This is a genomic window from Pseudomonas sp. YA1 (assembly GCF_058680555.1).
In genome coordinates this window covers 65,479-90,710 of sequence record NZ_JBZWBG010000008.1, presented here as the reverse complement: position 1 = coordinate 90,710, position 25,232 = coordinate 65,479, and the positions used below count along the sequence as shown (strand labels likewise).

24 protein-coding genes are annotated in these 25,232 nt (G+C 69.3%); 15 read left to right on the top strand and 9 right to left on the bottom strand.

Going from position 1 to position 25,232, the window contains the following annotated elements; translation table 11 throughout:
• The gene (locus AC4OR5_RS13055) at positions 1-1,773 is read right to left on the bottom strand and encodes a S8/S53 family peptidase (protein WP_003086721.1); all 1,773 of its coding nucleotides are present in this window, start codon (positions 1,771-1,773) and stop codon (positions 1-3) included.
• A 337-nt stretch (positions 1,774-2,110) separates the two neighbouring features.
• On the opposite strand from AC4OR5_RS13055, the gene AC4OR5_RS13050 reads away from it, so the two are divergent.
• The 3 genes from AC4OR5_RS13050 to AC4OR5_RS13040 are packed head-to-tail and all read left to right on the top strand — an operon-like array spanning position 2,111 to position 6,208.
• A complete protein-coding gene (locus AC4OR5_RS13050; protein ID WP_058160319.1) occupies positions 2,111-3,559 on the top strand; it encodes an efflux transporter outer membrane subunit in 1,449 nt (482 codons plus the stop codon).
• Positions 3,556-4,707, top strand: a complete 1,152-nt coding sequence (locus tag AC4OR5_RS13045; RefSeq protein ID WP_034024437.1) for an HlyD family secretion protein — start codon at positions 3,556-3,558, stop codon at positions 4,705-4,707. The genes AC4OR5_RS13050 and AC4OR5_RS13045 overlap by 4 nt, the downstream gene beginning before the upstream one ends.
• Entirely contained in the window at positions 4,697-6,208 is a 1,512-nt protein-coding gene (locus AC4OR5_RS13040) for an MDR family MFS transporter (protein ID WP_058160318.1), read from the top strand. Before AC4OR5_RS13045 ends, AC4OR5_RS13040 begins: the two co-directional genes overlap by 11 nt.
• 2 nt (positions 6,209-6,210) lie before the next feature.
• Here the strand turns inward: AC4OR5_RS13040 and AC4OR5_RS13035 are convergent, their stop codons facing one another.
• On the bottom strand, positions 6,211-6,993 hold the full coding sequence (locus AC4OR5_RS13035; protein ID WP_003086711.1) for an AraC family transcriptional regulator: 783 nt from the start codon (positions 6,991-6,993) through the stop codon (positions 6,211-6,213).
• 191 nt (positions 6,994-7,184) lie between these two features.
• On the opposite strand from AC4OR5_RS13035, the gene AC4OR5_RS13030 reads away from it, so the two are divergent.
• On the top strand, positions 7,185-7,688 hold the full coding sequence (locus tag AC4OR5_RS13030) for a thioredoxin family protein (protein WP_003086710.1): 504 nt from the start codon (positions 7,185-7,187) through the stop codon (positions 7,686-7,688).
• 57 nt (positions 7,689-7,745) lie between these two features.
• On the opposite strand, the gene AC4OR5_RS13025 is transcribed toward AC4OR5_RS13030, so the two are convergent.
• The 4 genes from AC4OR5_RS13025 to AC4OR5_RS13010 are packed head-to-tail and all read right to left on the bottom strand — an operon-like array spanning position 7,746 to position 11,121.
• A complete protein-coding gene (locus tag AC4OR5_RS13025) occupies positions 7,746-7,967 on the bottom strand; it encodes a DUF2790 domain-containing protein (RefSeq protein ID WP_058160317.1) in 222 nt (73 codons plus the stop codon).
• Positions 7,964-10,003, bottom strand: coding sequence for an FUSC family protein (locus AC4OR5_RS13020; RefSeq protein WP_058160316.1), 2,040 nt, complete (start codon positions 10,001-10,003; stop codon positions 7,964-7,966). The genes AC4OR5_RS13025 and AC4OR5_RS13020 overlap by 4 nt, the downstream gene beginning before the upstream one ends.
• A complete protein-coding gene (locus AC4OR5_RS13015; RefSeq protein WP_058160315.1) occupies positions 10,003-10,911 on the bottom strand; it encodes an efflux RND transporter periplasmic adaptor subunit in 909 nt (302 codons plus the stop codon). Before AC4OR5_RS13015 ends, AC4OR5_RS13020 begins: the two co-directional genes overlap by 1 nt.
• A gap of 12 nt (positions 10,912-10,923) precedes the next feature.
• The gene (locus AC4OR5_RS13010) at positions 10,924-11,121 is read right to left on the bottom strand and encodes a DUF1656 domain-containing protein (RefSeq protein ID WP_023436260.1); all 198 of its coding nucleotides are present in this window, start codon (positions 11,119-11,121) and stop codon (positions 10,924-10,926) included.
• Between the two features lie 134 nt (positions 11,122-11,255).
• On the opposite strand from AC4OR5_RS13010, the gene AC4OR5_RS13005 reads away from it, so the two are divergent.
• The gene (locus AC4OR5_RS13005) at positions 11,256-12,062 is read left to right on the top strand and encodes an AraC family transcriptional regulator (RefSeq protein WP_023087653.1); all 807 of its coding nucleotides are present in this window, start codon (positions 11,256-11,258) and stop codon (positions 12,060-12,062) included.
• Between the two features lie 109 nt (positions 12,063-12,171).
• Entirely contained in the window at positions 12,172-12,522 is a 351-nt protein-coding gene (locus tag AC4OR5_RS13000; RefSeq protein WP_003120540.1) for a hypothetical protein, read from the top strand.
• 76 nt (positions 12,523-12,598) lie between these two features.
• On the opposite strand, the gene AC4OR5_RS12995 is transcribed toward AC4OR5_RS13000, so the two are convergent.
• Entirely contained in the window at positions 12,599-13,447 is an 849-nt protein-coding gene (locus AC4OR5_RS12995; protein WP_079992426.1) for an aminoglycoside phosphotransferase family protein, read from the bottom strand.
• Positions 13,448-13,485: 38 nt separating this feature from the next.
• Positions 13,486-14,094: a TetR/AcrR family transcriptional regulator gene (locus AC4OR5_RS12990; RefSeq protein ID WP_003133652.1), complete on the bottom strand. Its 609-nt coding sequence runs from the start codon at positions 14,092-14,094 to the stop codon at positions 13,486-13,488.
• A 105-nt stretch (positions 14,095-14,199) separates the two neighbouring features.
• On the opposite strand from AC4OR5_RS12990, the gene AC4OR5_RS12985 reads away from it, so the two are divergent.
• Positions 14,200-14,826: an NAD(P)H-dependent oxidoreductase gene (locus tag AC4OR5_RS12985; RefSeq protein ID WP_023088939.1), complete on the top strand. Its 627-nt coding sequence runs from the start codon at positions 14,200-14,202 to the stop codon at positions 14,824-14,826.
• A gap of 7 nt (positions 14,827-14,833) precedes the next feature.
• On the opposite strand, the gene AC4OR5_RS12980 is transcribed toward AC4OR5_RS12985, so the two are convergent.
• Positions 14,834-15,613, bottom strand: coding sequence for an NAD(P)H-dependent oxidoreductase (locus AC4OR5_RS12980; RefSeq protein WP_058160313.1), 780 nt, complete (start codon positions 15,611-15,613; stop codon positions 14,834-14,836).
• Positions 15,614-15,697: 84 nt separating this feature from the next.
• Here AC4OR5_RS12980 and AC4OR5_RS12975 point away from each other — a divergent pair, with 84 nt between their 5' ends.
• The 8 genes from AC4OR5_RS12975 (at position 15,698) to AC4OR5_RS12940 (ending at position 25,232) form a co-directional block, all read left to right on the top strand.
• Entirely contained in the window at positions 15,698-16,591 is an 894-nt protein-coding gene (locus AC4OR5_RS12975; protein ID WP_003116363.1) for a LysR family transcriptional regulator, read from the top strand.
• Between the two features lie 95 nt (positions 16,592-16,686).
• Positions 16,687-17,844, top strand: a complete 1,158-nt coding sequence (gene mltA, locus AC4OR5_RS12970; RefSeq protein ID WP_003082509.1) for a murein transglycosylase A — start codon at positions 16,687-16,689, stop codon at positions 17,842-17,844.
• Between the two features lie 718 nt (positions 17,845-18,562).
• The gene (locus tag AC4OR5_RS12965; RefSeq protein WP_071536179.1) at positions 18,563-20,383 is read left to right on the top strand and encodes a non-ribosomal peptide synthetase; all 1,821 of its coding nucleotides are present in this window, start codon (positions 18,563-18,565) and stop codon (positions 20,381-20,383) included.
• Positions 20,380-21,642, top strand: a complete 1,263-nt coding sequence (locus AC4OR5_RS12960; RefSeq protein WP_058160311.1) for a hypothetical protein — start codon at positions 20,380-20,382, stop codon at positions 21,640-21,642. Before AC4OR5_RS12965 ends, AC4OR5_RS12960 begins: the two co-directional genes overlap by 4 nt.
• On the top strand, positions 21,636-22,250 hold the full coding sequence (locus tag AC4OR5_RS12955) for an alpha/beta fold hydrolase (RefSeq protein WP_003086680.1): 615 nt from the start codon (positions 21,636-21,638) through the stop codon (positions 22,248-22,250). The genes AC4OR5_RS12960 and AC4OR5_RS12955 overlap by 7 nt, the downstream gene beginning before the upstream one ends.
• Positions 22,247-23,125, top strand: coding sequence for a phytanoyl-CoA dioxygenase family protein (locus AC4OR5_RS12950; protein ID WP_003116358.1), 879 nt, complete (start codon positions 22,247-22,249; stop codon positions 23,123-23,125). Before AC4OR5_RS12955 ends, AC4OR5_RS12950 begins: the two co-directional genes overlap by 4 nt.
• Positions 23,122-24,489, top strand: a complete 1,368-nt coding sequence (locus tag AC4OR5_RS12945) for a hydroxymethylglutaryl-CoA lyase-like TIM-barrel protein (protein WP_003086676.1) — start codon at positions 23,122-23,124, stop codon at positions 24,487-24,489. The genes AC4OR5_RS12950 and AC4OR5_RS12945 overlap by 4 nt, the downstream gene beginning before the upstream one ends.
• A complete protein-coding gene (locus tag AC4OR5_RS12940; protein WP_003112447.1) occupies positions 24,486-25,232 on the top strand; it encodes a class I SAM-dependent methyltransferase in 747 nt (248 codons plus the stop codon). Before AC4OR5_RS12945 ends, AC4OR5_RS12940 begins: the two co-directional genes overlap by 4 nt.

The following is a 25,232-nucleotide window of genomic DNA, read 5'->3' as shown; positions in this document are numbered from 1 at the left end:
TCAGCGCACCCGCTCGCGGCTCTTCACCGCCAGGTCCAGGGCTTTCTGCATGTCCAGCCGCGCCGAGCGGCCGACGTCGCGGTGGTCCAGGCGGTAGCCGCGCTCCGAGGGCAGGATCGGTGCGGTGAGGTCCTCGGCATCGGCCGGCTCGAAATCGTAGTCGCCGCCGATGGTCATGGCGCTGCGCCGGAGCAGCATGCGGATCTCCTCGGGTCGCAGCCGCGGGTTGAGGGAAAGCATGGCGGCGACCGTGCCGGCGACCATCGGCGTGGCATAGGAGGTGCCGCAGTGCACCTCGCCCCGCGCGTCCCGCTCCAGGGTCGAGGCATGGGTACAGGCGGCGGCGGTGACATCCACCCGCATGTCGACGTTCGAGGTGCTGCGCTTGACCGCGTAGGCCGGGTCGTCCACCGCCAGGCCTTGGCGCTCGCTGCGCTGGTGGCCGCCCACCACCAGCAACTGCTCGGTGACGAAGGAGGACGGCAGGCGGTATTCGTCGGTACCGGAGTAGGACGAGCCGTTGCCGGCGGAGTTGACCACCAGCACGTCCGGATGCTCCTTGCGCAGCCAGAGGAAGAATTCCTCGAGCAACTCCTCGTAGCCGCTCATGGCGATCCCCGAGCGCACCAGCGAATCCACCTCGTCGCCGTCGACGTCGCGAGCGCCGACGCGGTGGATGCCCCAGCTCCAGTTGAGCACCCGCACGCCATCCTCCACCAGGTTCACCGAGGCGGCGACGTTGGCCGTGATGCCAGCGTCCGAATTGCGCTCGACGATCACTTCGAAACCCTGGCTGGCGCGGTCCAGCCCACGCAGGAAGCCACTGTTGCCGCCCTGGTCCCAGCGCGCGGCGAGGATGCCGGCGACCGTCGAACCGTGGTTGTCGGGACGTTCGGCATCGCGCGCGTAGAGGCAGGTACGCGGCGCGGGCGCCTTGCAGGGACCGAGGTAGTCGGCGAAGTCGGGGGCGTCGAAGTCGACGTCGCGCTCGATCACCCCGATGCGCACCGGGCGGGTCTCCAGCGGGGCCTGGCGGGCGCGGACCCGACGCTGGTAATAGTTCACCGCGTCCATGAAACGATTGGCCGCCCACTCGTCGGAGTCGCTGTCCGGCTTGTCCACGGGCCGGCGCGCCGCCTCGGTTTCCTCGCCCTTCTCCGGCGCGGACTCCTCCACCACCACGGCGTCCACGCTGGTCTCGCTGCCGATGCGGAGGACCAGCGCGTCGCGCTGGACGAGGTCGCGCGCCGGCAGGCGCAACTGGTAGAGGTTCAACGGCGGGATCGCGCCGACCACCCGCGCGCCATATTTATCGGCCAGGCGTTCGGCCTCCCGGCGACCGTCGTGGTTCTCCTCGATCAACAGGCTGACCAGGTCGACGTAGGTGGTCAGGCCATCCATGTTCTTCGCCACCTCGTCGGGACCGGCGGCGAGCACATGGCTGCCGTTCAGGGTCAGCCATACCGGATTGCTGCTGCGCCCGCCCTGCTCCAGCCAAAGCGGACCGCTGGCGTGGCCACGGCGGTCCAGGCGGAGCCGCAGGCCGTCGCCCTCGCGCCGCAGGGCGGTGGCCGGCAGTTCGCGGCCGTCCAGCAACAGGCGCGGCAGGCCGGCGCCCAGGCCGCGCACGCGCAGGCACCACTCCTGCCGCTCGCTGGCCAGGAGATCGCCGCAGCGCTCCAGGCGCTCCAGGCGCAGGGGTGTTTCGGCGGCTACCAAAGGACTGCCCAGGGACGCGAAAAGGATGGCGAAAACGGCACGGCGCAGCGGCATGGACTCGGCTTCCGGAACGGGGACCTGTTGTTCCGACCGCCTGGCGAAACGCTTCGTTCAGGTTGAAGGCGGGCCCCGGCCACGCCGAGGCGCAGGCTAGTCCGCCAGTTGTTCCAGCGCCTGCGCCTCGCCGAAGGCGGGGTGAACCGCTGCTCCCGGCAGATCCACCGCATCTCCCTGCTGGCCCTCCCGGCCGGGCTGCTGGCCCGTACCTGATGCGGCAACGTTGAAGATCCGCCGACTGTCCATTTCGCGACGATGACTGGCGCTTTTGCCGGCGCAGGCCGCCCGCGCCTGCCTTACCGTTCCCCGCTCTTTCAGACACGGGAGCAGGGCAATGCCGCTTGCCAGTCATCTGCGTTGCGTGGCGCTGGCGCTGGGGATCTCCACCGCGCTGGGCTGCGCGAACCGCAACCAACCCGCGCCACGCGCGGAAAGCCTCGACCCTGGCCTGTCGAGGGTGGCGGGAACCCGCGGCGACGCGCTGCCCGCCCAGTGGTGGACGCTCTACCAGGACCCTGGGCTGAACCACCTGGTGGCCGCCGCGCTGCGCCACAACCGCGACCTGGCCGCAGCCGATGCCCATGCCCGCGCGCTCCTCGGCCATCTGCGCGGCGCACAGGGCGAACGCTGGCCACGGACCGAGGTCGGCTATGGCTACCAGTATGGGCGCGACGGCGACGACCAGACCCTCGCCGAAGCCACCGACGAGGACGTACGCAGCCAGTGGAAACACACCGCCCGCCTCGACCTGTCCTACCAGCTGGACCTGTGGGGCGAAGTCCGCGCCCGCATCGCCGCGGCGAAGGCGGATGCCGAAGCGGCGCAAGCGGCGCGCGACCTGCTCAGGGTCAGCGTGGCCAGCCAGACCACCCTCGCCTACGTCCGCGCCTGCGCCCTGGCGCGACGGGCAGAGGTACAACGCCGATCGGTCGGCCTGCTCGACGCGAGCCTGGCGCTGAGCGAACGCCAGCTCGCCGCCGGCCTTTCCAGCGAGCTGCAGCGACGCCGGCTGCTGGCCTTGCGCGAGCGGACCCGCGCCGCGCTGCCGATGCTCGAGGCGCGGCGGCGCGCGGCACTCTACGAACTGGCGCTGCTCAGCGGGCGCTCGCCGCGCCAGTTGGACGCTCCTGCCGCGACCTGCGCCGGCATACCGCAACTGCGCCGTGCCCTGCCCACCGGCGACGGCTGGAGCCTGCTGGCGCGCCGCCCGGACATCCGCGCGGCCGAGCGCCGGCTCGCCGCCGCCGATGCCCGGCGCGCGCTGGCCGAAGCCGAGCTGTACCCGCGCATCAGCTTCGCCGTCGGCGCCGAAACCTCCGCAGCGACCCTCGCCGGCCTCGGCGCCAGCGGCGCGCTGGCCTACGCGGCCGGCCCGCTACTGAGCTGGCGCTTCCCCAACCGGGAAAGCGCGCGAGGCCGCCTGGACAGCGCCGCAGCAGAGCGCGACGCCGCCCTGGCGCGCTTCGACGGAGCGGTGCTCGGCGCCCTGCGCGAGGTCGAGCGTGCCCTGGCGCTGTATGCCGGCGAGCGCCAGCGGCGTGCCGACCTCCAGCGCGCCCTCGACGAACAGCGCCACGCCTACCGGTTGGCGCGCAGCAACTATCGCGCCGGCGCCCTCGATGCCCTCGAGCTGCTCGACAGCCAACGCAGCCTGGTCGCCGACCGGGCGCGCCTGGTCGACGCCGAGATGCGCGTCGCCGAGCGCCAGGTCGAACTGTTCCGGGCCCTCGGCGGCGGCTGGCAAGCCGCTCCCAGCCCCTCCCACCAGGAAAACGGACAATGAACCAGGCAATCAGGGAACCCATCGAACACACCACTGGCGAAACCATGCCAGCAGCCACGCGCCGACGCCGAACCTGGCTGCTGGGCGCCCTCGCCGGCACCATCGCGCTCGCCGCCCTGCTGGCCTGGTGGTGGAGCAGCGGACGCTTCCTGGAGGGCACCGACGATGCCTATGTACGCGCCGACTGGGTGGCGGTCAGCGCGCAGGTCTCCGGCTACGTCGCCGAGGTGCTGGTGGCCGACGACGCCGACGTCCAGGCCGGCGACCTGCTGCTGCGCCTGGACCCGCGCGACTTCCGCCAGCGCCTGCGCGCCGCCGAGGCCCGCGAAGCGGCGGCGCAGGCGGCGCTGGAAGCCCAGCGCGCGAAGCTGGAGACCCTCGACCGGCAACGGCTGGAGCAGGCGCAGACGATCAGCCGCGCCCGCGCCGATGGCGAAGCGGCGCGAGCCGAATGGCGCCGCGCCGAGACCGACTGGCGACGCTACCGGCAACTGGCCGACGAGCATGCCACCAGTCGCCAGCGCCTGGAGAATGCCGACGCGGTGCACCAGCGAGCGCGGGCGGCGGCGCGGCGGGCAAGCGCCGAGGAAGGCCGCCAACGCGCCGCCAGGGACGTGCTGAAGAGCCGGCGACGCGAGGCGGAGGCGGCGCTCGCCCAGCGCCAGGCGGAGCTGGAGGAAGCCGCGGCGGCGCGCGAACTGGCGCGCCACGCCCTGGCCGATACCGAGATCCGCGCCCCATTCGCCGGCCGCGTCGGCCAGCGCAAGGTGCGCCTGCGCCAGTACGTCACGCCGGGGCTGCCGCTGCTGGCGGTGGTGCCGCTGGAGCAGGCCTACGTGGTGGCCAACTACAAGGAGACCCAGCTCGAACGCATCCGCCCCGGGCAACCGGTGGAACTGGAGGTGGACACGTTCGGCCGCCGCTGGCGCGGCCGCGTCGACAGCGTGGCGCCGGCCTCCGGCGCGGTATTCGCGCTGCTGCCGCCGGACAACGCCACCGGCAACTTCACCAAGATCGTCCAGCGCTTCCCGGTGCGTATCCGCCTGGACGCCGACGCCGCCGAGCGGGGCCGGCTGCTTCCGGGGATGTCGGTGATCGCCACCGTGGACACTCGCGAACCGGACGGAGCCTCCGCCGATGAGCGCTGACGACAAGGTATCGCTGCGTGCCTGGGTCGCCGTCACCGGCGGCCTGTTCGGCTGCTTCATGGCCGGCATGAACGTGCACGTCACCAGCGCGGCGCTGCCGGAGATAGAAGGCGCGCTGGGAGCCACCTTCGAGGAGGGCTCGTGGATCTCCACCGCCTACCTGGTCGCGGAAATCAGCATGATCCCGCTCACCGCCTGGCTGGTGGAAGTGTTCTCCTTGCGCCGGGTGATGCTCCTCGGCTCGCTGGTGTTCCTGCTCAGTTCGCTGAGCTGCGCGCTGGCGCCGAACCTGTCGACGCTAATCCTGATCCGGGTGATCCAGGGGGCTTCGGGGGCGGTGCTGATCCCGCTGTCGATGCAACTGATCCTCACCGAGCTGCCGTCCAGCCGGATACCCCTCGGCATGGCGCTGTTCAGCCTTTCCAACAGCGTGGCCCAGGCCGCCGGCCCGTCGATCGGCGGCTGGCTGGCGGATGCCTATTCCTGGCGCTGGATCTTTCTCCTGCAACTGTTGCCGGGGATCGCCCTGCTGGCCGCGGTGGCCTGGTCGATCCGCCCCCGCGACGGCGACCGCGAACGCCTGCGCCAGGCCGACTGGCTCGGCATCGGCGCGATGGTCGCCGGCCTCGGCGCGCTGCAGATCGTGCTGGAGGAAGGTGGCCGCCGCGACTGGTTCGAGTCCGGCTTCATCCGCGCCTTCGCCGTCCTCGCCGTGCTCGCCCTGCTGCTCTTCGTACAGCGCCAACTGTGGGGCGCGCGGCCGTTCATCAACCTGCGCCTGCTGGGCAGCTACAACTTCGGCGTGTCCAGCCTGGCGATGGCGGTGTTCGGCGCGGCGACCTTCGGCCTGGTGTTCCTGGTGCCCAACTACCTGTCCCAGTTGCAGGGTTTCAACGCCCGGCAGATCGGCGACAGCCTGATCCTCTACGGCCTCGTGCAACTGCTCCTGGCGCCGCTGCTGCCGCGCCTGATGCGCTGGCTGAACCCCAAGCTGCTGGTGGCCGGCGGCTTCGCGATCATGGCCCTGGGCTGCTGGATGGGCGCGCACCTGAACGCCGACGCGGGACGCAACGTGATCATCCCCTCCATCATCGTGCGCGGCATCGGCCAGCCGCTGATCATGGTCGCGCTCTCGGTACTGGCGGTGAAGGGCCTGGACAAGGCCCAGGCCGGCTCGGCCTCGGCGCTGATCTCGATGCTGCGCAACCTCGGCGGCGCGATCGGCACCGCGCTGCTGACGCAACTGGTCTCGCTGCGCGAGCGCTTCCACTCCGAGCGGATCGGCGAGACCCTGACGATCTTCGACGGCGCCCTGCAGCAGCGCCTGGGCGGTGGCCAGGTGCGGATACAACTGCCGGAGCAGCAGCAGGCGCTGGCCCTGCTCGACCACGGGGTGCGCCAGCAGGCCTACCTGATGGCCTACTCCGACGCCTTCTACCTTTCCTGCGTGGCGCTCCTGGCCTGCGCCCTGGCCTCGCTGATGCTGCGCCAGAAGGACTGAACTCAGTCGCCCTCGGCCACCCCGTAGGCGGCGCCGCGGCCGAAGTAGAGGCTCGGCGAAACGCCCAGGGTCCGGCGGAACATGGCGCTGAAGGCGCTCTGGCTGTCGTAGCCGAGGTCCAGTGCGACCTCGAGGATCGAATGCCCTGCCGCCAGCGCATCGAGGCTGGCGAGCAGGCGCATGCGCCGCAGCCACTGGACGAAGCTGAGACCGGTTTCGCGCTGGAAGGCGCGGGTCAGGGTCCGCGGGCTGACGCCCAGGCGACGCGCGGCATCGCCCAGGCTCCAGTCGGCGGCCGGCTCGGCGCGCAGGCTGCGGCACAGCGCCGCCAGTCGCGGATCGACCGGCTGCGGCACGTGCAGGGCGAGGATCGGCAGCACCCGCAGTTCATCGAGGATCAGCTCCATCACCCGCTCGTCGCGGCCGCCCGGCGGGTAGTCCGGGGCGATCCGCATCGCCGCGACGATCAATTGCCGCAGCAACGGCGGCACGTCCACCACCCGGCAATCCTGCGGCAGGTCGTGGCGCGCCTGCGGGGCGATGAACAAGGTGCGCATGCGCACCTGGCCGGCGAAACGCAGGGCATGCTCGATACCGGCCGGCAACCAGACACCGCGTCCCGGCGGCACCACCCAGGTGCCCTCGGCGGTGCCGACCGTGACCACCCCGCTGAGCGCATGGATCAATTGCGCGCGCGAATGCCGGTGCAGCTCGACGCGCTCGCCGTGGAGATAATCCTGGGCATAGGCGAAGACCGGACGGGTGGAAGGCAGGTCGATCAGCATCGGGCGGGCCTTGGCGGGCAGTGGGGGCGCTGTCTTTTTACCAGCCGCGCCATGCTAACGACCAGACCCGGCGAAGCACGCCGGCGCTCGCCGCGACGCGGCGAGCGCGCTACCCTGGCCGCCCCGGCGTGGCGCGACTGCCTGGCATATCCGCCGCGCCATCCCTCCCCAAGCACAGGAGCGAAACCAGCATGGCCTCTTACGCGGAACTGTTCGATATCGGAGAAGACTTCGCCGCCTTCGTCGGCCATGGCCTGGCCACGGAACAGGGCGCGGTCGCGCGGTTCCGGCAGAAGCTGGAAAGCAACGGGCTGCCGAGCGCGCTGACGGAACGCCTGCAACGCATCGAACGGCGCTATCGCCTGCTGGTCGCCGGGGAAATGTGGTGCCCGGACTGCCAGATCAACCTGGCCGCGCTGGACTTCGCGCAGCGCCTGCAACCGAATATCGAGCTGGCAATCATTTCCAAGGGCCGCGCCGAGGACGACCTGCGCCAGCGCCTGGCGCTGGAGCGAATCCCGATTCCGCTGGTACTGGTGCTGGACGAGGAGTTCAACCTGCTCGGACGCTTCGTCGAACGGCCGCAGGCGGTGCTCGACGGCGGTCCGCAGGCGCTTGCGGCGTACAAGGCGGGCGACTACCTGGAGCACGCCATCGGCGACGTCCTGGCGATCATCGAAGGCGCGGCGCGCTGAGACAGCGCCTGCGCCCGCTTCTCAGTGCCGCGAACAGCCCGCGCCAAGGCCTCGGTACTACAAGCGATGTAGGCGTCCGGCGCTGTCGCGATAGAGCATCACCAGCGGCACCACGCCACAGGTGGCCGGCACCGGCGTGACGGAAAGCACCCGCTCGATGTCCAGCGGCATGCCGTAGTCGTAGCGCTCGATCGGCGGCAACTCTTTCCCGTCGTCGTCCGCCGCCTGGACCTGGGACCAGCAGGACAGCAGCAAGGCCAGCAAGAACGAGGTTTTCATGAGGTCTTTTCTCCATGCTGCGCCCCGTCGGACGAGACGCTTTGCGAATAGGCCCGGAGCAACCAGGCGAGGTCGGTGAGGATCGCGGCCAGGCGCCATTCGCCGGCGGCCGCCAGGCGGGCGCCGGCACGGCGTGCGTGCCGCGCGGCGAGCGGCGGATCGCGATGGCGGACGGCGATGGCTCGCAGTGCGCGCTCGATCCACCGCGCCTCCGCGGCGGCCGGGTCGAGCCCGGCCAGGGCGCGCCACAGGCGCCGCGACTCGCGGCCGAGTTGCAGGGATACGAAGCCCAGGCGCAGGGCCAGCGCGCTGCGCGGATGTTCCATGCCATGCAACGCGCCCAGCTGGGCGATGCGATGCTGCTGGCGGGCCTGCCAGGCATGCGCGTCGAAACCGGCGCGACGACGCAGCAAGGCGAGGGTCTCGCGGCGCAGATGGTCGAGCAGCGACGCCGAATGCCGTTCCAGGTCCTTCGGCAGCAGGCGGTAGACCAGCAGGCTGATGCAGAGCGCCAGCACCCAGGCGCAGGACTGGTTGACGAAGTCGCCGAAATCGAAGCGGGCGAGATTGCCGGTGGCGACCAGGGTGTTGAAGGCGATCAGGTAGGCGATTCCCTGCAACGCCCGCCTGGGCACTGTGGTGGCCTGGATACCGAACGACCAGAAGAAGGCGAGGCACAGCAGCAGCAATGGAAAGCCGTTGATCAGCGGTAGCAGAAGGAATTTGCAGAGCAATGCGGCAGGTATCGCGCAGAGCGTGCCGCGAATGAAATTGCGCGTGCCCTCGGCGGGAAAGGGCGAGGCTGCCAGCAGCGTGCAGTAGGGGCCGAGCACCGCCAGCAGGGTCGGCCCCTGGTCCCACCCGCTGAGGAACCACAGGGCGCCGCCGACCAGCATCGCCAGCCAGGCTCGCGCGCCGTTGCGCAAGGCCTCGCGGTAATGTCGATGGAAGGCCGCTGGGCGGACGTCGGCGCGGGCCCGGCCGTCGAGCCGGGCGAACCCCCGCAGGGCGGCCTGCAGGTCATCCAGTTGCTCGTCGAGACGCTCCATGAACAGCCCTTCGCGACAGGCATCCGCTTGGTCTGTCGGAAGTCCGCGCCGAATCGCCGCCAGGCGACCGCGCAAGCTCGCGAGCCGTCGCGCGGCGCCGGCGAAGTCGAGCTCGCCGCGCTCCAGTTGGCCGCCCAGCAGGCGCAGGTCGTCGGCCATCGGCAGCGCCAGTCCGCGCTCCGCCAAGCGCCGGGCCCAATGCGTCTCGCCGGCGAAGCGGAACTCCATCAGCGTGGAAAACAGCGCCGCCAGGCCACCGCGGATCGCCGGGAGCGCAGCGCTCAGCACCCGCGACTCGGCGCGACCGACGCCCAGCAGGTCGTCTACCGCGTAGACCTCGCCGGCCAGCGTCCGGCGACGGCGCTCCAGTCCCCCGTCAGCCGCACCGGCGTGCCGCGCAGCGACCAGCGCCAGCGTCGCCGCGCAGAGCGAGACGAGACGCTGGCGCACCCGCCCGGACACGGTCCTGCGGCTGAAGAGCACGGTCACCAGGCTCAGGCAGCAGACCCCGACGATTACCGCCGAGGCGCGGGTGACGATGTGCTCGAAGGCCGCCTCGGGCTCGACCATGGCCGGTCCCAGCGCCAGGCACACGGTGTAGCCGGCGACCACCGCGGCGGTGGCGTAGAAGTGCCGGACCAGGCTCATGACGCCGACGCAGAGACCCAGCCAGAAACCCAGGGCGACGACGAACAGCAGCATCTTCTGGGCGAACAGCGCGGTCAGGACGAAGGCAGCGAGCGTGCCGACCAGGGTACCCACGGCGCGCCACCAGCCCTTGCCGACCACCGCCCCCTGCACCGGATTGATCAGCAACAGCACAGTGGACGCCGCGGAAAACGGCGAATCCAGTTGCAGGTAGAGTCCCAGGCCGAGCGCCAGAGCGGCAGCGCCGATGCTGCGCAGCACGTAGCCCAGGCTGTCGGTCCGCCAGGGCAACGGCAACGCCGCGTACCAATCGCGCCCGCCGGACGCCGACGCCGCCATCAAAGGTACTCCTGCAACCAGCGGGTCAGCCGCCAGTGCCGCGCGGTCCCCGCCTGCAGCACCTCGACACTGCCGGTCATGCCGGCGGCAAGCACCACGCCCGCCGGTACCCGGTCGAGTTCGATGCGCACCGGCACGCGCTGCGCCAGGCGTATCCAGCTGAAGTTCGGGCTGACCTGCGGCAGGCCGCTGTCGGCACGGCTTTCGTTGAGGTCGGCGACACCGCGACCGATGCTCGCGACATGGCCGTCGAGCAGCGGATCGAACCCCATCAGCTTGATCGACGCCGGCGCGCCGACCTGTACATTGCGCAGCTTGGTTTCCTCGAAATAGCCGGTGACCCAGAAGCTTCGCCGATCGACGATGAAGATGTTGGTCCGGCCCGCCGCCGCGTAATCGCCGGGCTGCACGCGCAACTGCGTCACATAGCCGTCCACCGGCGAGCGCAACTCGCTGCGCCGCAGGTCCAGCCGCGCCTGGTCGAGCGCCGCCCCAGCGGCCTCGGCGCGGGCGCGGGCGATACGCAGGGCGCGACCGGCGTTGGCGACCTCCTCGCGCGAAACCGCGCCGGCCAACTGCATGCGTCGGCGCCATTGCTCGTCACGTTGGCGCAGGGTTTCCCGCGCCTGCTCCAGCTCCGCCTCGCGCTGACGCACGGCCAGGCGATAGCTGCGCGGATCGATGCGGTACAGCGGATCGCCGCGGGCCACGCGCTGGTTATCTGCGACGAACACCGCCTCGACGCTGCCGGAGACTTCCGGCGCGATGCGGATCACCTGCGCGCTGACCCGCCCGTCGCGGGTCCAGGGCGCCAGCACGTAGGCTTGCCACAACTGCAACGCCAGGCACAGGGCGAGCAGGCCGCAGGCGAAGGTCGCAGCCACCTTGGAAAGACGAACGATGGACATGGGGACCTCGGCTCAGAACTTCAGCACCAGCGCGGACAGCACGATGAACGACAGGAAGAAACGCAGCAGGCCGGGATGCCAGGCGCATTCCAGCCAGCGCCAGGCGAGGCGCTCCAGCAGCAGGTAGAGCGGCATCGCCAGGCACAGGTAGAGGAACAATGGCGGCACGTAGAGGCCGGAAACGGAGACTTCGCTCAGCATGCAGGGCACCAGGGTATCGAGGGCGCGGAGCGGTCGGCCGCTCCTGTCGGGTTGACGAGCACAGGCTACGGGTCGTGGCGATTTGCAAATATCGACTACTCAGCCAGAAAATAATCGAATTCGGACAACCCGCAGGACCTGCCGTGAGCCGTGAACCGCAGACCTACCTCGCCCAACGCTTCGATCCCGACGCGCTCGGCCAGCCGGCCCTGGCCCTGCAGCTGGAGGCCCGGCACAACGACACCGAGGTGCCGGTGCACCGGCATCGCAAGGGCCAGCTGGTGGTGGCCTGCCGCGGCGGCATCACCTGCACGGTGCCCGATGGCCTGTGGATGGTGCCGGCCGGGTTCGGTGTGTGGATTCCCGGCGGCATCGCCCATAGCAACCGGGTCACCGCCAACGGCAAGGTCTGCTTCCTCTTCGTCGAGCCGGGGGCGGCACGCCTGCCGAGCGACTGCTGCACCCTGGCCCTGTCGCCGCTGGTCCTCGAACTGATCCTGCACCTGAGCGCGCAACTGCAGGACTATCCGCACGACGGCCCGCTCGCACGTCTCGCCGGGGTGCTGCTGGAACTCCTGGAACAGGCGCCGACCGAACAGCTCTACCTGCCGCTGCCGGACAACCGCGGCCTGCGCCGCATCGCCGACGAACTGACCCGCGCCCCCGGCGACCGCGCCAGCATGGCCGAATGGGCCAGGCGAGTAGCGATGAGCGAGCGGTCCCTGGCGCGGATGGTGCGCCGGGAGACCGGCATGACCTTCGGCCAGTGGCGCCAGCAATTGCAGATCATCATCGCCCTGCAGCAACTGTCCGCCGGAGTTTCGGTGCAACGCACCGCCGAGATCCTCGGCTACGAGTCGGTCAGCTCGTTCATCGGCATGTTCCGCAAGGCGCTCGGCAGCCCCCCGGCCCGCTACGTGCGCGACAGCATGCGGCGGCCAGCCGACTGAACGGAGGTCGACGGAACGGCCTTGCAGTTCGTCAGCTGTTCTCCCCCGAGACTGGCACTCGAAGGCACTTCTGGGAATAATGCCGCCCTTTTTTCTCCAGGAGGATCAGATGGTTACGCACTTCTTGAGCGAATCCGGCCAGGCAGCCTGCGGGCGCGGCGACAGCAACGTGAACGGCTCGAGCGACGTCGGCCAGGTCAGTTGCAAGACCTGCCGGCGCACCAACGCCTTCGCCCAGGCCCAGGAAAACGCCGCTCCGGCCAGTGCCCCTGTCACCCCCACCGCCGCTGCGCCAGTGATCGACAAGGCCGCGCCGCGGCCGAAAGCCGAGGCCAGGCCCGCCGCCGCGCAGCGCCAGGACCGCGATGCCGCCCGCAAGGCCTGGCAGGCGCGTCTCAACGAATTATCCGGGAAGAACCGCATGCCGCGCTCGCGGCGCCGCGCGCAAGCCTATCTCTGAGCGGTAGCGGTACTTCGCGGCGGATGTCCGCACGCGGTCATATCCGTCCTGCCCAGCACGACCGCGCGTCCCCTCATCAGGCCAGGCCCTGCGCCTCCGCCAGGGCCAGGCCGTCGAGGGCGCCGGCGAGCATGTCCGGCAGATGGCGCGGCTCGTCGGCCAGCTCGGCCAGCTCCGACAACCGATGCGCCGCCGTCAGCAAGGCGATCCGCCGACGCTCCAGGCGCCGACCGCTGAAGCGCTCGTAGGCGGCGACGATGCGCTCGGTGAGGTCGGCATCGATGAACGCGGAATAGATGAATTCCTGGTGCAGCGGACCGATGCCCGCGTCGGCGAAGTCGTACACACCGTTCAGCCGCCCGGCCTCGCTATCGAATGCCATGTTCCAGCCATGGCCGTCGAAGAAGCCGAAGATCGAACCCAGCGGATCGGCAGGCAGCTTGGCGTATTCCCGCACCAAGCGTTCCGCGCGTTCGCGCCAGGCCGCAGGCAGCAGCGGCAAGGCGCGCCTGCGCATCGCCGTGGGCGACTCCCAGGGACGCACCGGCAAGGCTCCAACCGCCTGCATGCGCGCCGGTGGCAGCCGATGCAGCTCGGCGTAGAAGCGCCCCAACGCATCGCCGACCGCCTGCCGTGCGGGTTCGTCCAGGCGCCGATAGTCCTCGCCCAGGAGGTAACCGCCAGGCAGTTTCTCGTGGCGGGAAAACAGCGGCGGTCCCGCAAACACCTGCGGCGCCGGCACCGCCAGGCTCACCGCCGGACGCACCAGGCGTAGCACGGCGGCCTCGCGCAGCAGCGCCGCCTCGGCCTCCGCGCCGCGCGGAAACTTGAACACCCAGCGCCCTCCGACCTCCACCGCCGTGGAATGCCAGCCCGAGGCCAAGATGGCGAACGTGGCGTCCACCAGCTCCGGACAGGCCGCCACTATCGCCCGGCGATATTCCTCCAGGGCACGCGGTTCCTTCACCGACGACTCCGCGCGACCATCGCCACGATCGCCTCGTACAGTTCCCGCCGCGCCTCTTCCGGGGCGATCTCTTCGGTGGCGGCCGCGTGCGACAGCGCTTCGGCGGCGCCGATCATTGCGCGCAGAGCGGCGACGGTCAGCCGTCCGCCGCCGGCGAAGGGCTCCAGCACGGCGCGGCACTTGTCCATGAAGAGAACCTCGTAGTCGCGCTTGATCCGCTCCAGCTCCGGCGAGCTGGCGAGGGCCGCGACCACCCCGGGAATCTCACGGCCTTGTTGCATCACGCAGTCGACATAGGCGCGGGCGATGACGTCAGCGCGCCCCTCCAGGGTCGCCTCGCTCGCTTCCAGGGCAGCCTCCATCAGCGCCGTCTGGCGCAGGTCGTAATCCTGGTAGAGCGCCGCCAGCAGGCCGGCGCGGGTGCCGAAGTGGTCATAGACCACCGGCTTGGTCACCCCGGCCTGCTCGGCCAGGCGACCGAGGGTCAGCGCCTCGGTGCCTTCTTCGCGGACCAGCCGCCAGGCCACCTCGAGCAACTGGCGCTGGCGCTCGTCGCGGGACAGGCGGCGGCGTGGCGACGGGTCGTCTGGGGAGTGCATTGACATAGATAACCTACTAAAAGTAACTTACTAAAGGTAACCTACAAAAGGTAGGTTTTACCCAGACTATCGACTTGCCCCCCTTCCCGCAATTCCCGGAGGAATTCGCCCATGCATGCCCTGATCGTCGTCGCCCATCACCATCCTCGCTCTCTCACACATGCCCTCGCCGCCCACATCGCCGAAGGCGTAGTCCGCGCCGGCCATTCCGCGGAAACCGCCGATCTGGCGGCGGAAGGCTTCGAGCCGCGCTTCGGCCTGGCCGACCACGCCGTGCATCGCGGCCAGGCGTCGCCTCCCGCCGACGTCCTCGCCGAGCAGGCGCGCATCGATCGCGCCGATACCCTGGTGCTGGTCTACCCGATCTACTGGTGGTCGATGCCGGCCCTGCTCAAGGGCTGGATCGATCGCGTGTTCTCCAATGGCTGGGCCTTCGACTACAGCATCGGCGGCGACCTGCGGAAAAAGCTGCAGCGCCTGCGCGTGGTGCTGGTCGGTGTCGGCGGCGCCGATGCCGGCACCTTCGAGCGGCACGGCTACGCCGGGGCGATGCGCACCCAGATCGACCATGGCATCTTCGATTACTGCGGCGCACGGGTGGTCCGTTCCGAACTGTTGCTGGAGTCGGAGAGCGCCGATCCGATCCGGCATCTGGACCAGGCCCTGCACATCGGCAGCCAGCTCTTCGCCGCACGCGGCGCGCAGGGGGCCGCCCAGGCGCAGCCGCTGGAGGCCTGACCCCAGGTCATTCGGCCAGGTGCATGGCGAAACCGGCCCGCTGCGGGGCAAGTTCGTCGCGCAGGGTCAGCGCCGGGATCAGGTAGTCGCCGCCGTTCTGCCGGCGGAACGGGATCGGCGCAGTGCGCTGCAGGTCATCGAGGCGCCGGCCCAACTGCTCGCTCAGCGCGGCGAAACGCTCCGCGTCGATCCGGCTGCTGCGATAGACGACGAAAGGCGGCAATACCTCGAAGCCGGGGTAATGCAGGATGCCGTGGTGGATGGGGAACAGCAGGTCGTCCATCGGTCCGTTGATACCGCGCGCGGCGTAGTGCGACTCCCAGCCGCCGGCGGTGACTACCAGCATCGCCCGCTTGCCCTGCATCCGGCCCTCGCCGTAGCGGTCGCCCCAGTGGCTGTCGGAATGTTCGCCGACCCCGTAGGCGAAGCCGCAGGCATAGACGCGATCGATCCAACCCTTGAGGATCGCCGGCATGCTGAACCACCAGAGCGGGAATTGCAGGATCAGCGTATCGGCCCAGCGCAGCTTGTCCTGCTCACCGGCGATGTCGACGCTCTGCCAACCGTTCTCGAAGGCGCGCAGGGAAGTTGCGGAAGGATCGAAGCGTTCGCTGGCCTCGCGCTCGAGGCTGTCGCCGGCATCGAGCACGGCCTTCCAGCCCATCGCGTAGAGGTCCGAAACCTGCACCGCATGGCCGGCCGCCTCGAGGCGGGCGACCGCGAAGTCCTTGAGCGCACCGTTGAGGGAGCGCGGCTCGGGATGGGCATAGACGATGAGTACGTTCATGGCGGGTCTCCGGCAAAAGGTGGGCGCAGGATCGGCCATCGCCGGATATAGTTGAAATGAATATCCGAAATTCCAGGTATATGGATGATTAATCTCCGGCGACTGGACCTGAACCTGCTGGTGACCCTCGACGTGCTGCTCACCGAACACAATGTGACGCGCGCGGCGGAACGCCTGAATTTTTCCCAACCCTCGGTGAGCGTGCACCTGGCCAAGCTGCGGGCGATCTTCGACGATCCCTTGCTGCTTCCCGGCCCGCGCGGGATGCGCCCGACGGCGCGGGCGGAGGAGCTGCGCGAGCCGTTACGCCTGGCCCTGGAAGCCCTGGAGCAGGCGGTGGCACCGGCCGCGCCGTTCGATCCGACGCAGTCACGGCATACCTGGCGCGTCGCCGCCACCGACTACGCCGAGTCGGCGATACTCCTGCCGATCCTCGCCAGTCTTCGCCGCCAGGCGCCGGGCAGCCGCCTGGCGGTGCTGGAGCTGGCGCCGACGCGAATCGTCAGGCAGGCGGAACGCGGCGAGATCGACCTGGCCTTCCACACCCTCGAAGAAGCGCCGCCGGGACTGCGCTGTCGCCGGCTGTTCAGCGAGCGCTATGTGCTGGCCGGGCGCGCCGGGCATCCGGGGCTGCGTCGGCGACCGACGCTGAAGCAGTTCTGCCGCCTCGAGCAGGCGATCGTCTCGCCCGACGGCGGCGGCTTCCTAGGTCCCACCGACCAGGCGCTCGCCGAACTCGGCGCGGAACGCCGGGTGGCGTTGTCGGTGCCGCACTTCCTGTTCCTCCGCGCGGTGCTGGAAAGCACCGACCTGGTGGCGCTGCTGCCGTCGCGACTGGTACGCGAGCGCGACAGGTTGCGGGTGGTCGAGGCGCCTCTGGAGGTGCCCGGCTACGACCTGGCCATGCTCTGGCACGAGCGCTCGCACCGCGATCCGGCCCATCGCTGGCTGCGCGAACTCATCGCCGCCTCGGTGTAACGCGGCGATACGCTTCGGTCGTCGCCGCGGTTTGACGCACCGTCGCGCTTTGCCCAAGCTAGCGGGCTTCGATCCACCACCAGGAAGTCCTTGGCGTGAAGTTTCCGTTCCATCCCTGGCGCCGCCTGCTGCTCTGCGCGCTCCCTTTCGCCGCCCTGCTGACGGCATGCGACGACGGCAAGAAAGAGCCCCCGCCCAAACCCGCCGAAGTCACCACCTACAACAGCGTGCCCTGGGACGCCCTGCCGGCTACCAGCGACGCCGACCTGCTCGCCGGCTTCAATGCCTGGCGCTCGGCCTGCGCGCGGCTGGCCAAGGACCCGGTATGGGGCGAGCCCTGTGCGAGCGCCACGACGGTCGCCGCCGATCCGACGGCGGTACGCGCGTTCCTCCAGGAGCGGATGCAGGTCTATAGCCTGCGCTCCTCCAGCAACGGCGACCAGGGCCTGATCACCGGCTACTACGAACCGGTCTACCACGGCAGCCTGAGCCAGGGCGAAAAAACCCCGGTGCCGGTCTACGGCGTACCGGACGACCTGGTGGTGGTCGCGCTGGAAAGCGTCTACCCGGAACTCAAGGGCAAGCGCCTGCGCGGACGCCTGGAAGGCCGGGTGCTGAAACCCTACGACGACGCCGCGACGATCCGCGACAACGGCTCCAGCGCGCCGGTGCTCGCCTGGCTGGGCGACCCGATGGACCTGCAGTTCCTGCAGATCCAGGGTTCCGGGCGCATCCAGCTGGAAGACGGCCGGCAACTGCGCATCGGCTACGGCGACCAGAATGGCCACCCGTACAAGCCGGTCGGCCGCTGGCTGGTCGAGCAGGGCCTGGTGCCGAAGGAAGAGATCAGCATGAAGCGCATCCGCGACTGGGCCGAGGCCAATCCGCAGCGGGTCTCCGAACTGCTGGCGAGCAATCCCAGCTTCGTGTTCTTCAGCCTGCGCCCGGACAGCGACGAAGGTCCGCGCGGCTCGCTGAACGTACCGCTGACCGACGGCTACAGCGTAGCCATCGACCGCAAGGTGATTCCGCTGGGCAGCCTGATGTGGCTGTCCACCACCCGCCCTGACGACGGCAGCGCGGTGGTCCGTCCGGTGGCGGCCCAGGATACCGGCGGGGCCATCGTCGGCGAGGTCCGCGCCGATCTGTTCTGGGGCACCGGCGACGCCGCCGGCGAACTCGCCGGACACATGAAGCAGCCGGGCCGGCTCTGGCTGTTATGGCCCAAGGGCGCGCCGCTGCCCGCCTCCTGAAAACCTCCGGCCGGTGCCTACGCACCCGGCCGGGACGGCTGGCCAACGCAACGCCAGCGAGCGCCCGACACCGCCGACCAGCATCGACGGCGCCGGGCGCGCTTGCGGCAGCAACCATTCAAGCGATGAATGACGCCGCAGAATCTTCTGTGATGATCGCCGCACCAGCCGGACCTCCGCGCCTCGCCGCAGCGGCCAGGCCCCCCGACACCACCTGTCCGTGCTACCCCCGGCAGGCGTAGCCGCGGCCGCCTGCCTCGGCAAAAAGCCATCAGCCGGCGCGCTTCGACGCCCCTCATACCGCCCTTTCGCCAACTACCAATTCTCATAGTTGTGAGGGGAAATTTGTATCTTATTTTAAATACCCACGAAACATATAAAAACACACACAGCGAAACACTTCGGAAACCCAACGCAAGGTGGAAGTGCAATGCGTGACCGTGAATCCATTCTCATCGCTTTTCTCTCTTTCCTGACGATAAGTCTGCATGGCAGCAGTTGACTGCCCTTGAGTCGACGGCACTCCGTATTTCCATAACGTTTTTCCGGGCAAGGCGCCTCGACGCTTGCCGCTCGCGTGAGTGAGCCGGTGGGCGGCGGACGACTGGCAGTTCCCGGGAAGACTCGGCCGCCGTCCTCACGAAAAACCAAAAACCCTTCATTTAGCCGAAGAAGCCGGCAGATGGACTCATTTTTTCGAAAAAAGGCGATCGCCAGAATGTCCCAGAACTCCCTGCTCGACCTGTACGCGCACCCAACGGTGGTGGCCCGCTTCAGCGAAATGGCAGCGCTTCATCCCCATCGCGAAGCCATCAGGGACCGTTTCGGAAGTGTCGACTATCGGCAACTCCTGCATAGCGCCGAACAACTTTCAGACTATCTTCTCGAGCATTATCCGCAGCCGGGAGTTTGTCTTGGAGTGTACGGCGAATATTCTCGTGAAAGCATTGTCTGCCTGCTCGCCATACTATTATCCGGCCATCACTACTTATATATAGACCTGAAACAACCGGCGGCCTGGAATGCAGAGTTGTGCCGGCAGGTCGACTGCCGCCTGATCCTCGACTGCTCGACCACGCCGACGCCCGCCAACGGTCTTCCCTGCGTCCCGGTCAGGCACCTGCCTGCCGCTCCAGCCTCGGTCGCCCGGCCATGCTTCGCGGCGGACCAGATCGCCTACATCAACTTCTCCTCGGGCACCACCGGCCGCCCGAAAGCCATCGCCTGCATCCACGCCGGCATTACCCGTCTGTGCCTGGGCCAGTCGTTCCTCGCGTTCGCTCCGCAGATGCGCTTCCTGGTGAACTCGCCGCTGTCCTTCGATGCGGCGACCCTGGAGATCTGGGGCGCGCTGCTCAACGGCGGCTGCTGCGTGCTGAACGACCTCGGCCCCCTCGACCCGGGCGTGCTGCGCCGGCTGATCGACGAGCGCGGAGCCGACAGCGCCTGGCTCACCGCCTCGCTGTTCAACACCCTGGTGGACCTCGACCCGGACTGCCTCGGCGGCCTTCGCCAGTTGCTCACCGGCGGCGACATCCTCTCGGTGCCGCACGTGCGCCGGGCGCTGCTGCGGCATCCGCGACTGCACCTGGTGAATGGCTACGGACCGACGGAGAACACCACCTTCACCTGCTGCCATGTCGTCACCGACGACGACCTCGAGGAAGACGACATCCCCATCGGCAAGGCCATCGCCGGCACCGCGGTGCTCCTGCTCGACGAGCACGGACAGGAGATCGCCGAGCCCGACCGGGCCGGGGAGATCGTCGCCTTCGGCGCCGGCCTGGCGCAGGGTTATCGGAACGATGCGGCGCGCACCCGCGCCAGCTTCGTCGAGTTGCCCTATCGCGGCCGCCTGCTGCGTGCCTACCGTACCGGCGACCGCGCTCGCTACGACGAGCAGGGTCGGCTGCGCTTCATCGGCCGCGGCGATGGCCAGGTCAAGCTGAACGGCTATCGCCTCGACCTCCCCGCCCTGGAACAGCGCTTCCGCCGCCAGCCGGGCATCCTCGACTGCGCCCTGCTGGTCCGCGAGCGCAACGGCGTCAAGCAACTGCTCTGCGCCTGGACGGGAAAAGCCGACGCCAGCCCGCAGGCCCTGCTCCGCCAACTGCCCACCTGGCAGCGCCCGCATGCCTGCGTCCGGGTCGAGGCCTTGCCCTTGACGGCGCACGGCAAGCTGGACCGCGCCGCCCTGCTGCGCCGCCTGGAAGAACCGCTGGAGCGCTGCGCCAGCGCGCTCGATCCCGACCAACGCGGCTGCGCGCAGCTGTGGAGCGAATTGCTGGGTTGCGAGGTCGGCGCCGCCGACCAGGATTTCTTCCTCTGCGGCGGCAACTCGTTGCTCGCCCTGCAACTGGTCGCCCTCTGTCAATCGGCAGGTGCGGGAGCAAACCTGGGACTCGCCGACTTGCAGGCAAACTCGCGCCTCGACCAGTTCAGCCGTCTCCTGCGCAGCCACGGCCTGGCGCCGGAGCGTCTGCTGGAACGGGCGGCGACGCCGGAGCAGCCGCTGGTGCTGTCGAGGAGCGCGGCATGAACGTCGGTCTCTCCGCGGAGGTGCGCTACCACTGGTTCCGCGAGCACCTGGTGGTGGTCGGCGATTGGCACCGCCTGTCCCCCTCCGAGCGCGACCGCCTGCGGCACCAACCGATGCCGGATGAGGCCGCGCAGTCCTTGCGCGTCGACCTGTCGCCCTGGTCCTGCGGGATGGTCTTCAGCGAGCTGCTCGGCGCCGACCTGACCCGCTTCGGCCTCTGCTACCTGGCTCCGGCCGAGGTGCCGGCATCCGACCTGACGCGCCTGGGTCGGCGCCTGCGCGAAGAGTTCCCGTTGCTCGACAGCCAGGTGGACAGCGGCGCGGAAGGTTTCGAACTGGTCGTCCACGGGCGGCCCGAGGAGAGCCCGGCGCTGGAAGTCGGCCCCTTCGCCGACGAAGACGCGCTCATCGCAGCGCTGCTGCAACACCCGCATTCCCTGTTCGAGCGCGGCCTGCTGCGACTGTTCCACGGGCGCTGCGGAGGACGTGCGCGCTGGGGCGTCTGGCTGCATCACCTGGTCGCCGACGCCGACTTCGCCAGCGTGCTGCTGGCCCGCCTGGCCGTGCTCAACGCCGACCCCACGACCGAAGCGGCGGCCCCCGAGTTCGGCTTCCTCCAGCAGCAATGGCGCCTGGAGCGCCAGCTGCGGGAGCGCAGGACCAGGCTGGAAGACTACTGGAGCGAGCGCGGCGAGGCGTTCCGTGAACTGGCGAGCCTGCCCTGGGCGGAGCGCGCCAGCCATTGCGAGGATTTCCGCTTGGCCGCCACGCCAGGAGACGGCGAAGCCGCCCTGCTGACCCGGCTCGCCTGCGCCCTGGCTCTCGCCCTGGCCAGCCAGGGCGCCACCGGCAAGGTCCTGGCGCTGACCCCGGTCAGCCTGCGCAGTCGCCGAGGCACGGCGGTTTCCGGTTGCTGGCTGAACCTGGTGCCGCTGTTGCTGGACGCCGCGATCGCCGAGGACACCTTCGAACGACACAGGCTCGAGGCCTTCGAGCACAGCCTGCTGCCGGCAGAGGCCATCGCCGAACGGGCCGGGCTGCGCTATGCCGACGCCCAGGTGATGATCAATGTCATCGACCAGCCATTCCGCAGCGCCGGGTTCATCCACCGGCCGACGCTGAAGAGCCGCCTGCCGCTGACCCTGACCCTGGTCCGGCGCGACGACGGCGGCTGGGACGCCAGCCTGGCCAGCCGCTTCGGCCGCGAACGGACCCAGGCGCTGGCGGCGGCCATGGCCGAGGCGCTGCGCCCATGCTGATCCTGCTGCCTGACTTCATCGGCCACCCGAGCTGCTTCCGCGGGCTGCTGGCACGCCTCGGCGCAACGGACTGCCGGCCGGTCGACTACCACCGGCTGGATGCCTACGCCAGCATCGAAGCCCTCGCCAGCCAGGTACTCGACGGCCTGGCGGAAGAACCGGACTGGCTGATCGGCTATTCCTTCGGCGGCCTGGTCGGCTACGAGATGGCCCGCCAGTTGCCGGCCAGCCGCCTGCTGATGATCGACAGCCACCTGCCCTGGCCGGCCCTGCGGCGGATGCCGCCAAGCGAGCAATACCAGCGCTGGCTGAGCGCCGAGATGCGCGAGTGGATCGCCCTGATGAGCGAGCTTGGCGAACTGCGCGAAGAGGTCCTGCTGCGCAATGTCGAGCTGTTCGGCCGCTGGCAGCCCCGCCATCGCCTCGCCCGCGCCAGTTGGGTGCGCTGCCGGGACGACGCCGGCCGCGACCCGGCCGCCGAACGCTGGTGCGACCTGATCGAGCGGCTCGACACCTTCCCCTGCGAGCGTCCGCACCACCTGGCCCTGCAGGACCCGGCGGTGATCGATTTCATCGTCCACACCGTCAGCAAGGAGTCCGTCCAATGAAACACTATCGGCAGGTGGTATCCCCGCAATTGCGCCAACAGGCGCTGGACTGGATCCTCGCCGCGGCGCAGCGGCCAGACCCGGCGCTGGAACCGGAATTCGACATCGCCGACGACGAGCGCCGCGAGGCGAAGAAGGTGCGCAACCTGCACCGCCACGATCCGCTCTTCTGGGACGACTGGTTCGCCCGTTCCGGGCTCGACGCGCTGGTCCGCGACCATCTGCGCAAGCCGCGCCTGCTGCGCCACGCGGCGTTCATCAAGCGCCATGCCGACGAGTCCTACATCCCGCTGCACCAGGACATCGCGCTGTGGGAGAAGCGCTACGAAAGCGCGCAGACCTTCTGGGTCGCCCTGACCCCATCGCGGAACGACAACGGAGGGATGTTCTATTACCCCGACGACCGCACCATCTTCCCCCACGAGTTCGACCTCGCCTACCCGATGTTCAAGTGCATCGACCTCCAGGCCAACGGCATTTCCCGCGAGCAACTGGTGGATGCCGAGCTGGACGCCGGCGACGTCCTGGTCTGGCCCGCCCGCACCGCACATGGCAGCCACAACAACCGCAGCGGCCAGCTGCGCATCGGCATGCCGATCGTCTTCGTCGACGACGACGAATTCCACCAACTGAATCGAGAGGACAGCATGAAAACCTGGATCGCTTCCAACCTGAAAAGCGTGTTCCCGGACGAAGCAATCACCGAGGACAACCTCGACCACTATCTCCCGCAGCTGTGCGACTACTCGCTGAAGATGGTCACCTTCCTCGCCCGTTTCTCCCGCCAGTTCGGCCATGCGCCGAAGATCCACGACTTCATCAGGGAGCCGCGGCTGGCGACGCTGTCGGCCTCGGACGCGGGAGCGAGACGATGATCCGGGTCATCGACTGCACCCTGCGCGAGGGGTGCCAGGCCCGCCAGTGCAGCTTCGACAGCGCGCAGTCGGTCCAGCTGGCGAGGGAAATCGCGGCGCTGGGGGTGGATATGATCGAGTGCGGCCACCCGCGGATTTCCGCGGACGAACGCGAGCGGGTACGCGCCGTGGTGGCGGCGGTTTCCACGCCGGTGCTGGCCCACGCCCGGGCGCGCCGGGAGGATATCGACGCGGTGCTGGAAACCGGTGCCCAGTGGGTCGGGCTGTTCGCCTCGATCAACGCGATCTCGCTGGAAACCAAGTTCAAGGGCATGAACCGCGAGGAGGTGCTCGAACTGTTCCACGACGCGATCCGCTACGCCCGCGAACGCGGCCTGCGGGTCCGGGCCACGGTGGAAGACGCCGCGCGCACCTCGGTCAGCGACCTGGTCAGCATGATCGCCACCGCGCGCGACGCCGGCGCCGATCGCATCTGCTTCGCCGACAGCGTGGGCATCCTGCTGCCGGACGAGACCTTCGACGTGCTCTCTCTGCTGCGCCACGAGTTCCCCGACGTGGTCTTCGAGTACCACGTGCACAACGACCGCGGCCTGGCCCTGGGCAACACCCTGGCGGCGATCCAGGCCGGGGTCCAGTGGCACTCGGCGAGCTGCAACGGGATCGGCGAACGCGCCGGGATCACCGACACCTTCCAGTTGCTGACCCTGCTGCACACCAAGTTCGCCGCCGACCGCTTCAACCTGAAGAACGTCCTCGCGGTCTCCGAACTGGTCGAGGCGCACAGCCGGATCAAGCGTTCGCCGATGCACCCGGTGGTCGGCGAGAACGCCTTCGTCCATGTCGCCCGCCTGCACCAGCTGGCCATGCAGGAAAACCAGGACGCCTACAGCGCCTTCGATCCGGAACTGATCAACGGCCGCGTCTCGCTGCAACGCTACACGCCGATGCACCGCCAATCCCTGTTCCTCACGCCTTTCGAGAAGTCCGCCAGCGAACTGAAGTACCACCGCCACGGCCCCGGCAAGCGCTTCGTCATGCTCGACCGGCGCCTGCTCGACGGCTCGCCGTTCTACTTCATCGCCCGCCAGTTCCACGACGTCGGCGACGGCGGGCCGGGCCACGTCGACAGCCACGTACACAACTGCGACTCGGTGTTCCTGTTCCTCGGCAGCGACGAGGACTACCGCGGCCTGGAGGTGGAAGTCCTGCTCGGCGGCCAGCTGCGCCGTTTGCAGAGCCCGGCCAGCGTGTTCATCCCCGCCGGCGTCGAGCACAGCTACCGCTACCTCGGCGGCAGCGGCACCTACATCAATTTCGTCCACAAGGGCGATTACCACGAGAGCCTACTGGAGATTACCCAATGAAGCAGTTCGACAAGCACGCAGACGCCTACAACGTGGTCCGCGGCAAGATCGCCTATCCGGATTCGCTCTACCGCAACCTCGCCGAACGCGCCCCGGCACGCGAAGCGGCGCTGGACATCGGCTGCGGCAACGGCGTCTCGACCGTCCGCCTGCAACCCTGGTTCCGCTACGTGGAAGGCAGCGACCTGGGCGAGGCGCTGATCGCCAAGGCCCGCGAGAACTACCCGGAGATCCGCTTCAGCGTGTCGCCGGCGGAAACCTTCGCGCCGCAACGCCGCTTCGACCTGGTCACCAGCGCCACCTCCTTCTACTGGATGGACCGCAAGCAGGTGCTGACGCGCATGGCCGACTGGCTGACCCCCGGCGGGTTGTTCTGCGCCTACAAGTACGACTTCCCGATCGCCTACGGGCCGCTGCGCGACTTCATCGAGCACGAACTGGTGAACAAGTGGGCCAAACACCGCGACCCGCGCCTGACCCGCTATGACGACACCCTGGAGATCATGGGCAGTTGCCCGCACCTGCGCGACTGCCGCCGCGAAGTGTTCGCCAACATCATCTTCCTCAGCCCGGAGGAGGTCGCGCTGTTCTTCCTCTCCACCAGCTACGTGACCCGCTACATCGAGCAGGAAGGCGGCGAAGACTACGCCGACCGCTTCATCGCCGCGGTGCGCGAGATCGAGAGCGCGCCGCAGGTGGCGGTGAACTTCGACATCCACGCCTTCACCGCGCTGAATCGCTGA

Coding starts and splice junctions, on each gene's coding strand:
- AC4OR5_RS13055 (WP_003086721.1), bottom strand. CDS start 1,773: ATGCCGCTGCGCCGTGCCGTTTTCGCCATCCTTTTCGCGTCCCTGGGC.
- AC4OR5_RS13050 (WP_058160319.1), top strand. CDS start 2,111: ATGCCGCTTGCCAGTCATCTGCGTTGCGTGGCGCTGGCGCTGGGGATC.
- AC4OR5_RS13045 (WP_034024437.1), top strand. CDS start 3,556: ATGAACCAGGCAATCAGGGAACCCATCGAACACACCACTGGCGAAACC.
- AC4OR5_RS13040 (WP_058160318.1), top strand. CDS start 4,697: ATGAGCGCTGACGACAAGGTATCGCTGCGTGCCTGGGTCGCCGTCACC.
- AC4OR5_RS13035 (WP_003086711.1), bottom strand. CDS start 6,993: ATGCTGATCGACCTGCCTTCCACCCGTCCGGTCTTCGCCTATGCCCAG.
- AC4OR5_RS13030 (WP_003086710.1), top strand. CDS start 7,185: ATGGCCTCTTACGCGGAACTGTTCGATATCGGAGAAGACTTCGCCGCC.
- AC4OR5_RS13025 (WP_058160317.1), bottom strand. CDS start 7,967: ATGAAAACCTCGTTCTTGCTGGCCTTGCTGCTGTCCTGCTGGTCCCAG.
- AC4OR5_RS13020 (WP_058160316.1), bottom strand. CDS start 10,003: ATGGCGGCGTCGGCGTCCGGCGGGCGCGATTGGTACGCGGCGTTGCCG.
- AC4OR5_RS13015 (WP_058160315.1), bottom strand. CDS start 10,911: ATGTCCATCGTTCGTCTTTCCAAGGTGGCTGCGACCTTCGCCTGCGGC.
- AC4OR5_RS13000 (WP_003120540.1), top strand. CDS start 12,172: ATGGTTACGCACTTCTTGAGCGAATCCGGCCAGGCAGCCTGCGGGCGC.
- AC4OR5_RS12990 (WP_003133652.1), bottom strand. CDS start 14,094: ATGTCAATGCACTCCCCAGACGACCCGTCGCCACGCCGCCGCCTGTCC.
- AC4OR5_RS12985 (WP_023088939.1), top strand. CDS start 14,200: ATGCATGCCCTGATCGTCGTCGCCCATCACCATCCTCGCTCTCTCACA.
- AC4OR5_RS12980 (WP_058160313.1), bottom strand. CDS start 15,613: ATGAACGTACTCATCGTCTATGCCCATCCCGAGCCGCGCTCCCTCAAC.
- AC4OR5_RS12975 (WP_003116363.1), top strand. CDS start 15,698: ATGATTAATCTCCGGCGACTGGACCTGAACCTGCTGGTGACCCTCGAC.
- AC4OR5_RS12965 (WP_071536179.1), top strand. CDS start 18,563: ATGTCCCAGAACTCCCTGCTCGACCTGTACGCGCACCCAACGGTGGTG.
- AC4OR5_RS12960 (WP_058160311.1), top strand. CDS start 20,380: ATGAACGTCGGTCTCTCCGCGGAGGTGCGCTACCACTGGTTCCGCGAG.
- AC4OR5_RS12955 (WP_003086680.1), top strand. CDS start 21,636: ATGCTGATCCTGCTGCCTGACTTCATCGGCCACCCGAGCTGCTTCCGC.
- AC4OR5_RS12950 (WP_003116358.1), top strand. CDS start 22,247: ATGAAACACTATCGGCAGGTGGTATCCCCGCAATTGCGCCAACAGGCG.
- AC4OR5_RS12945 (WP_003086676.1), top strand. CDS start 23,122: ATGATCCGGGTCATCGACTGCACCCTGCGCGAGGGGTGCCAGGCCCGC.
- AC4OR5_RS12940 (WP_003112447.1), top strand. CDS start 24,486: ATGAAGCAGTTCGACAAGCACGCAGACGCCTACAACGTGGTCCGCGGC.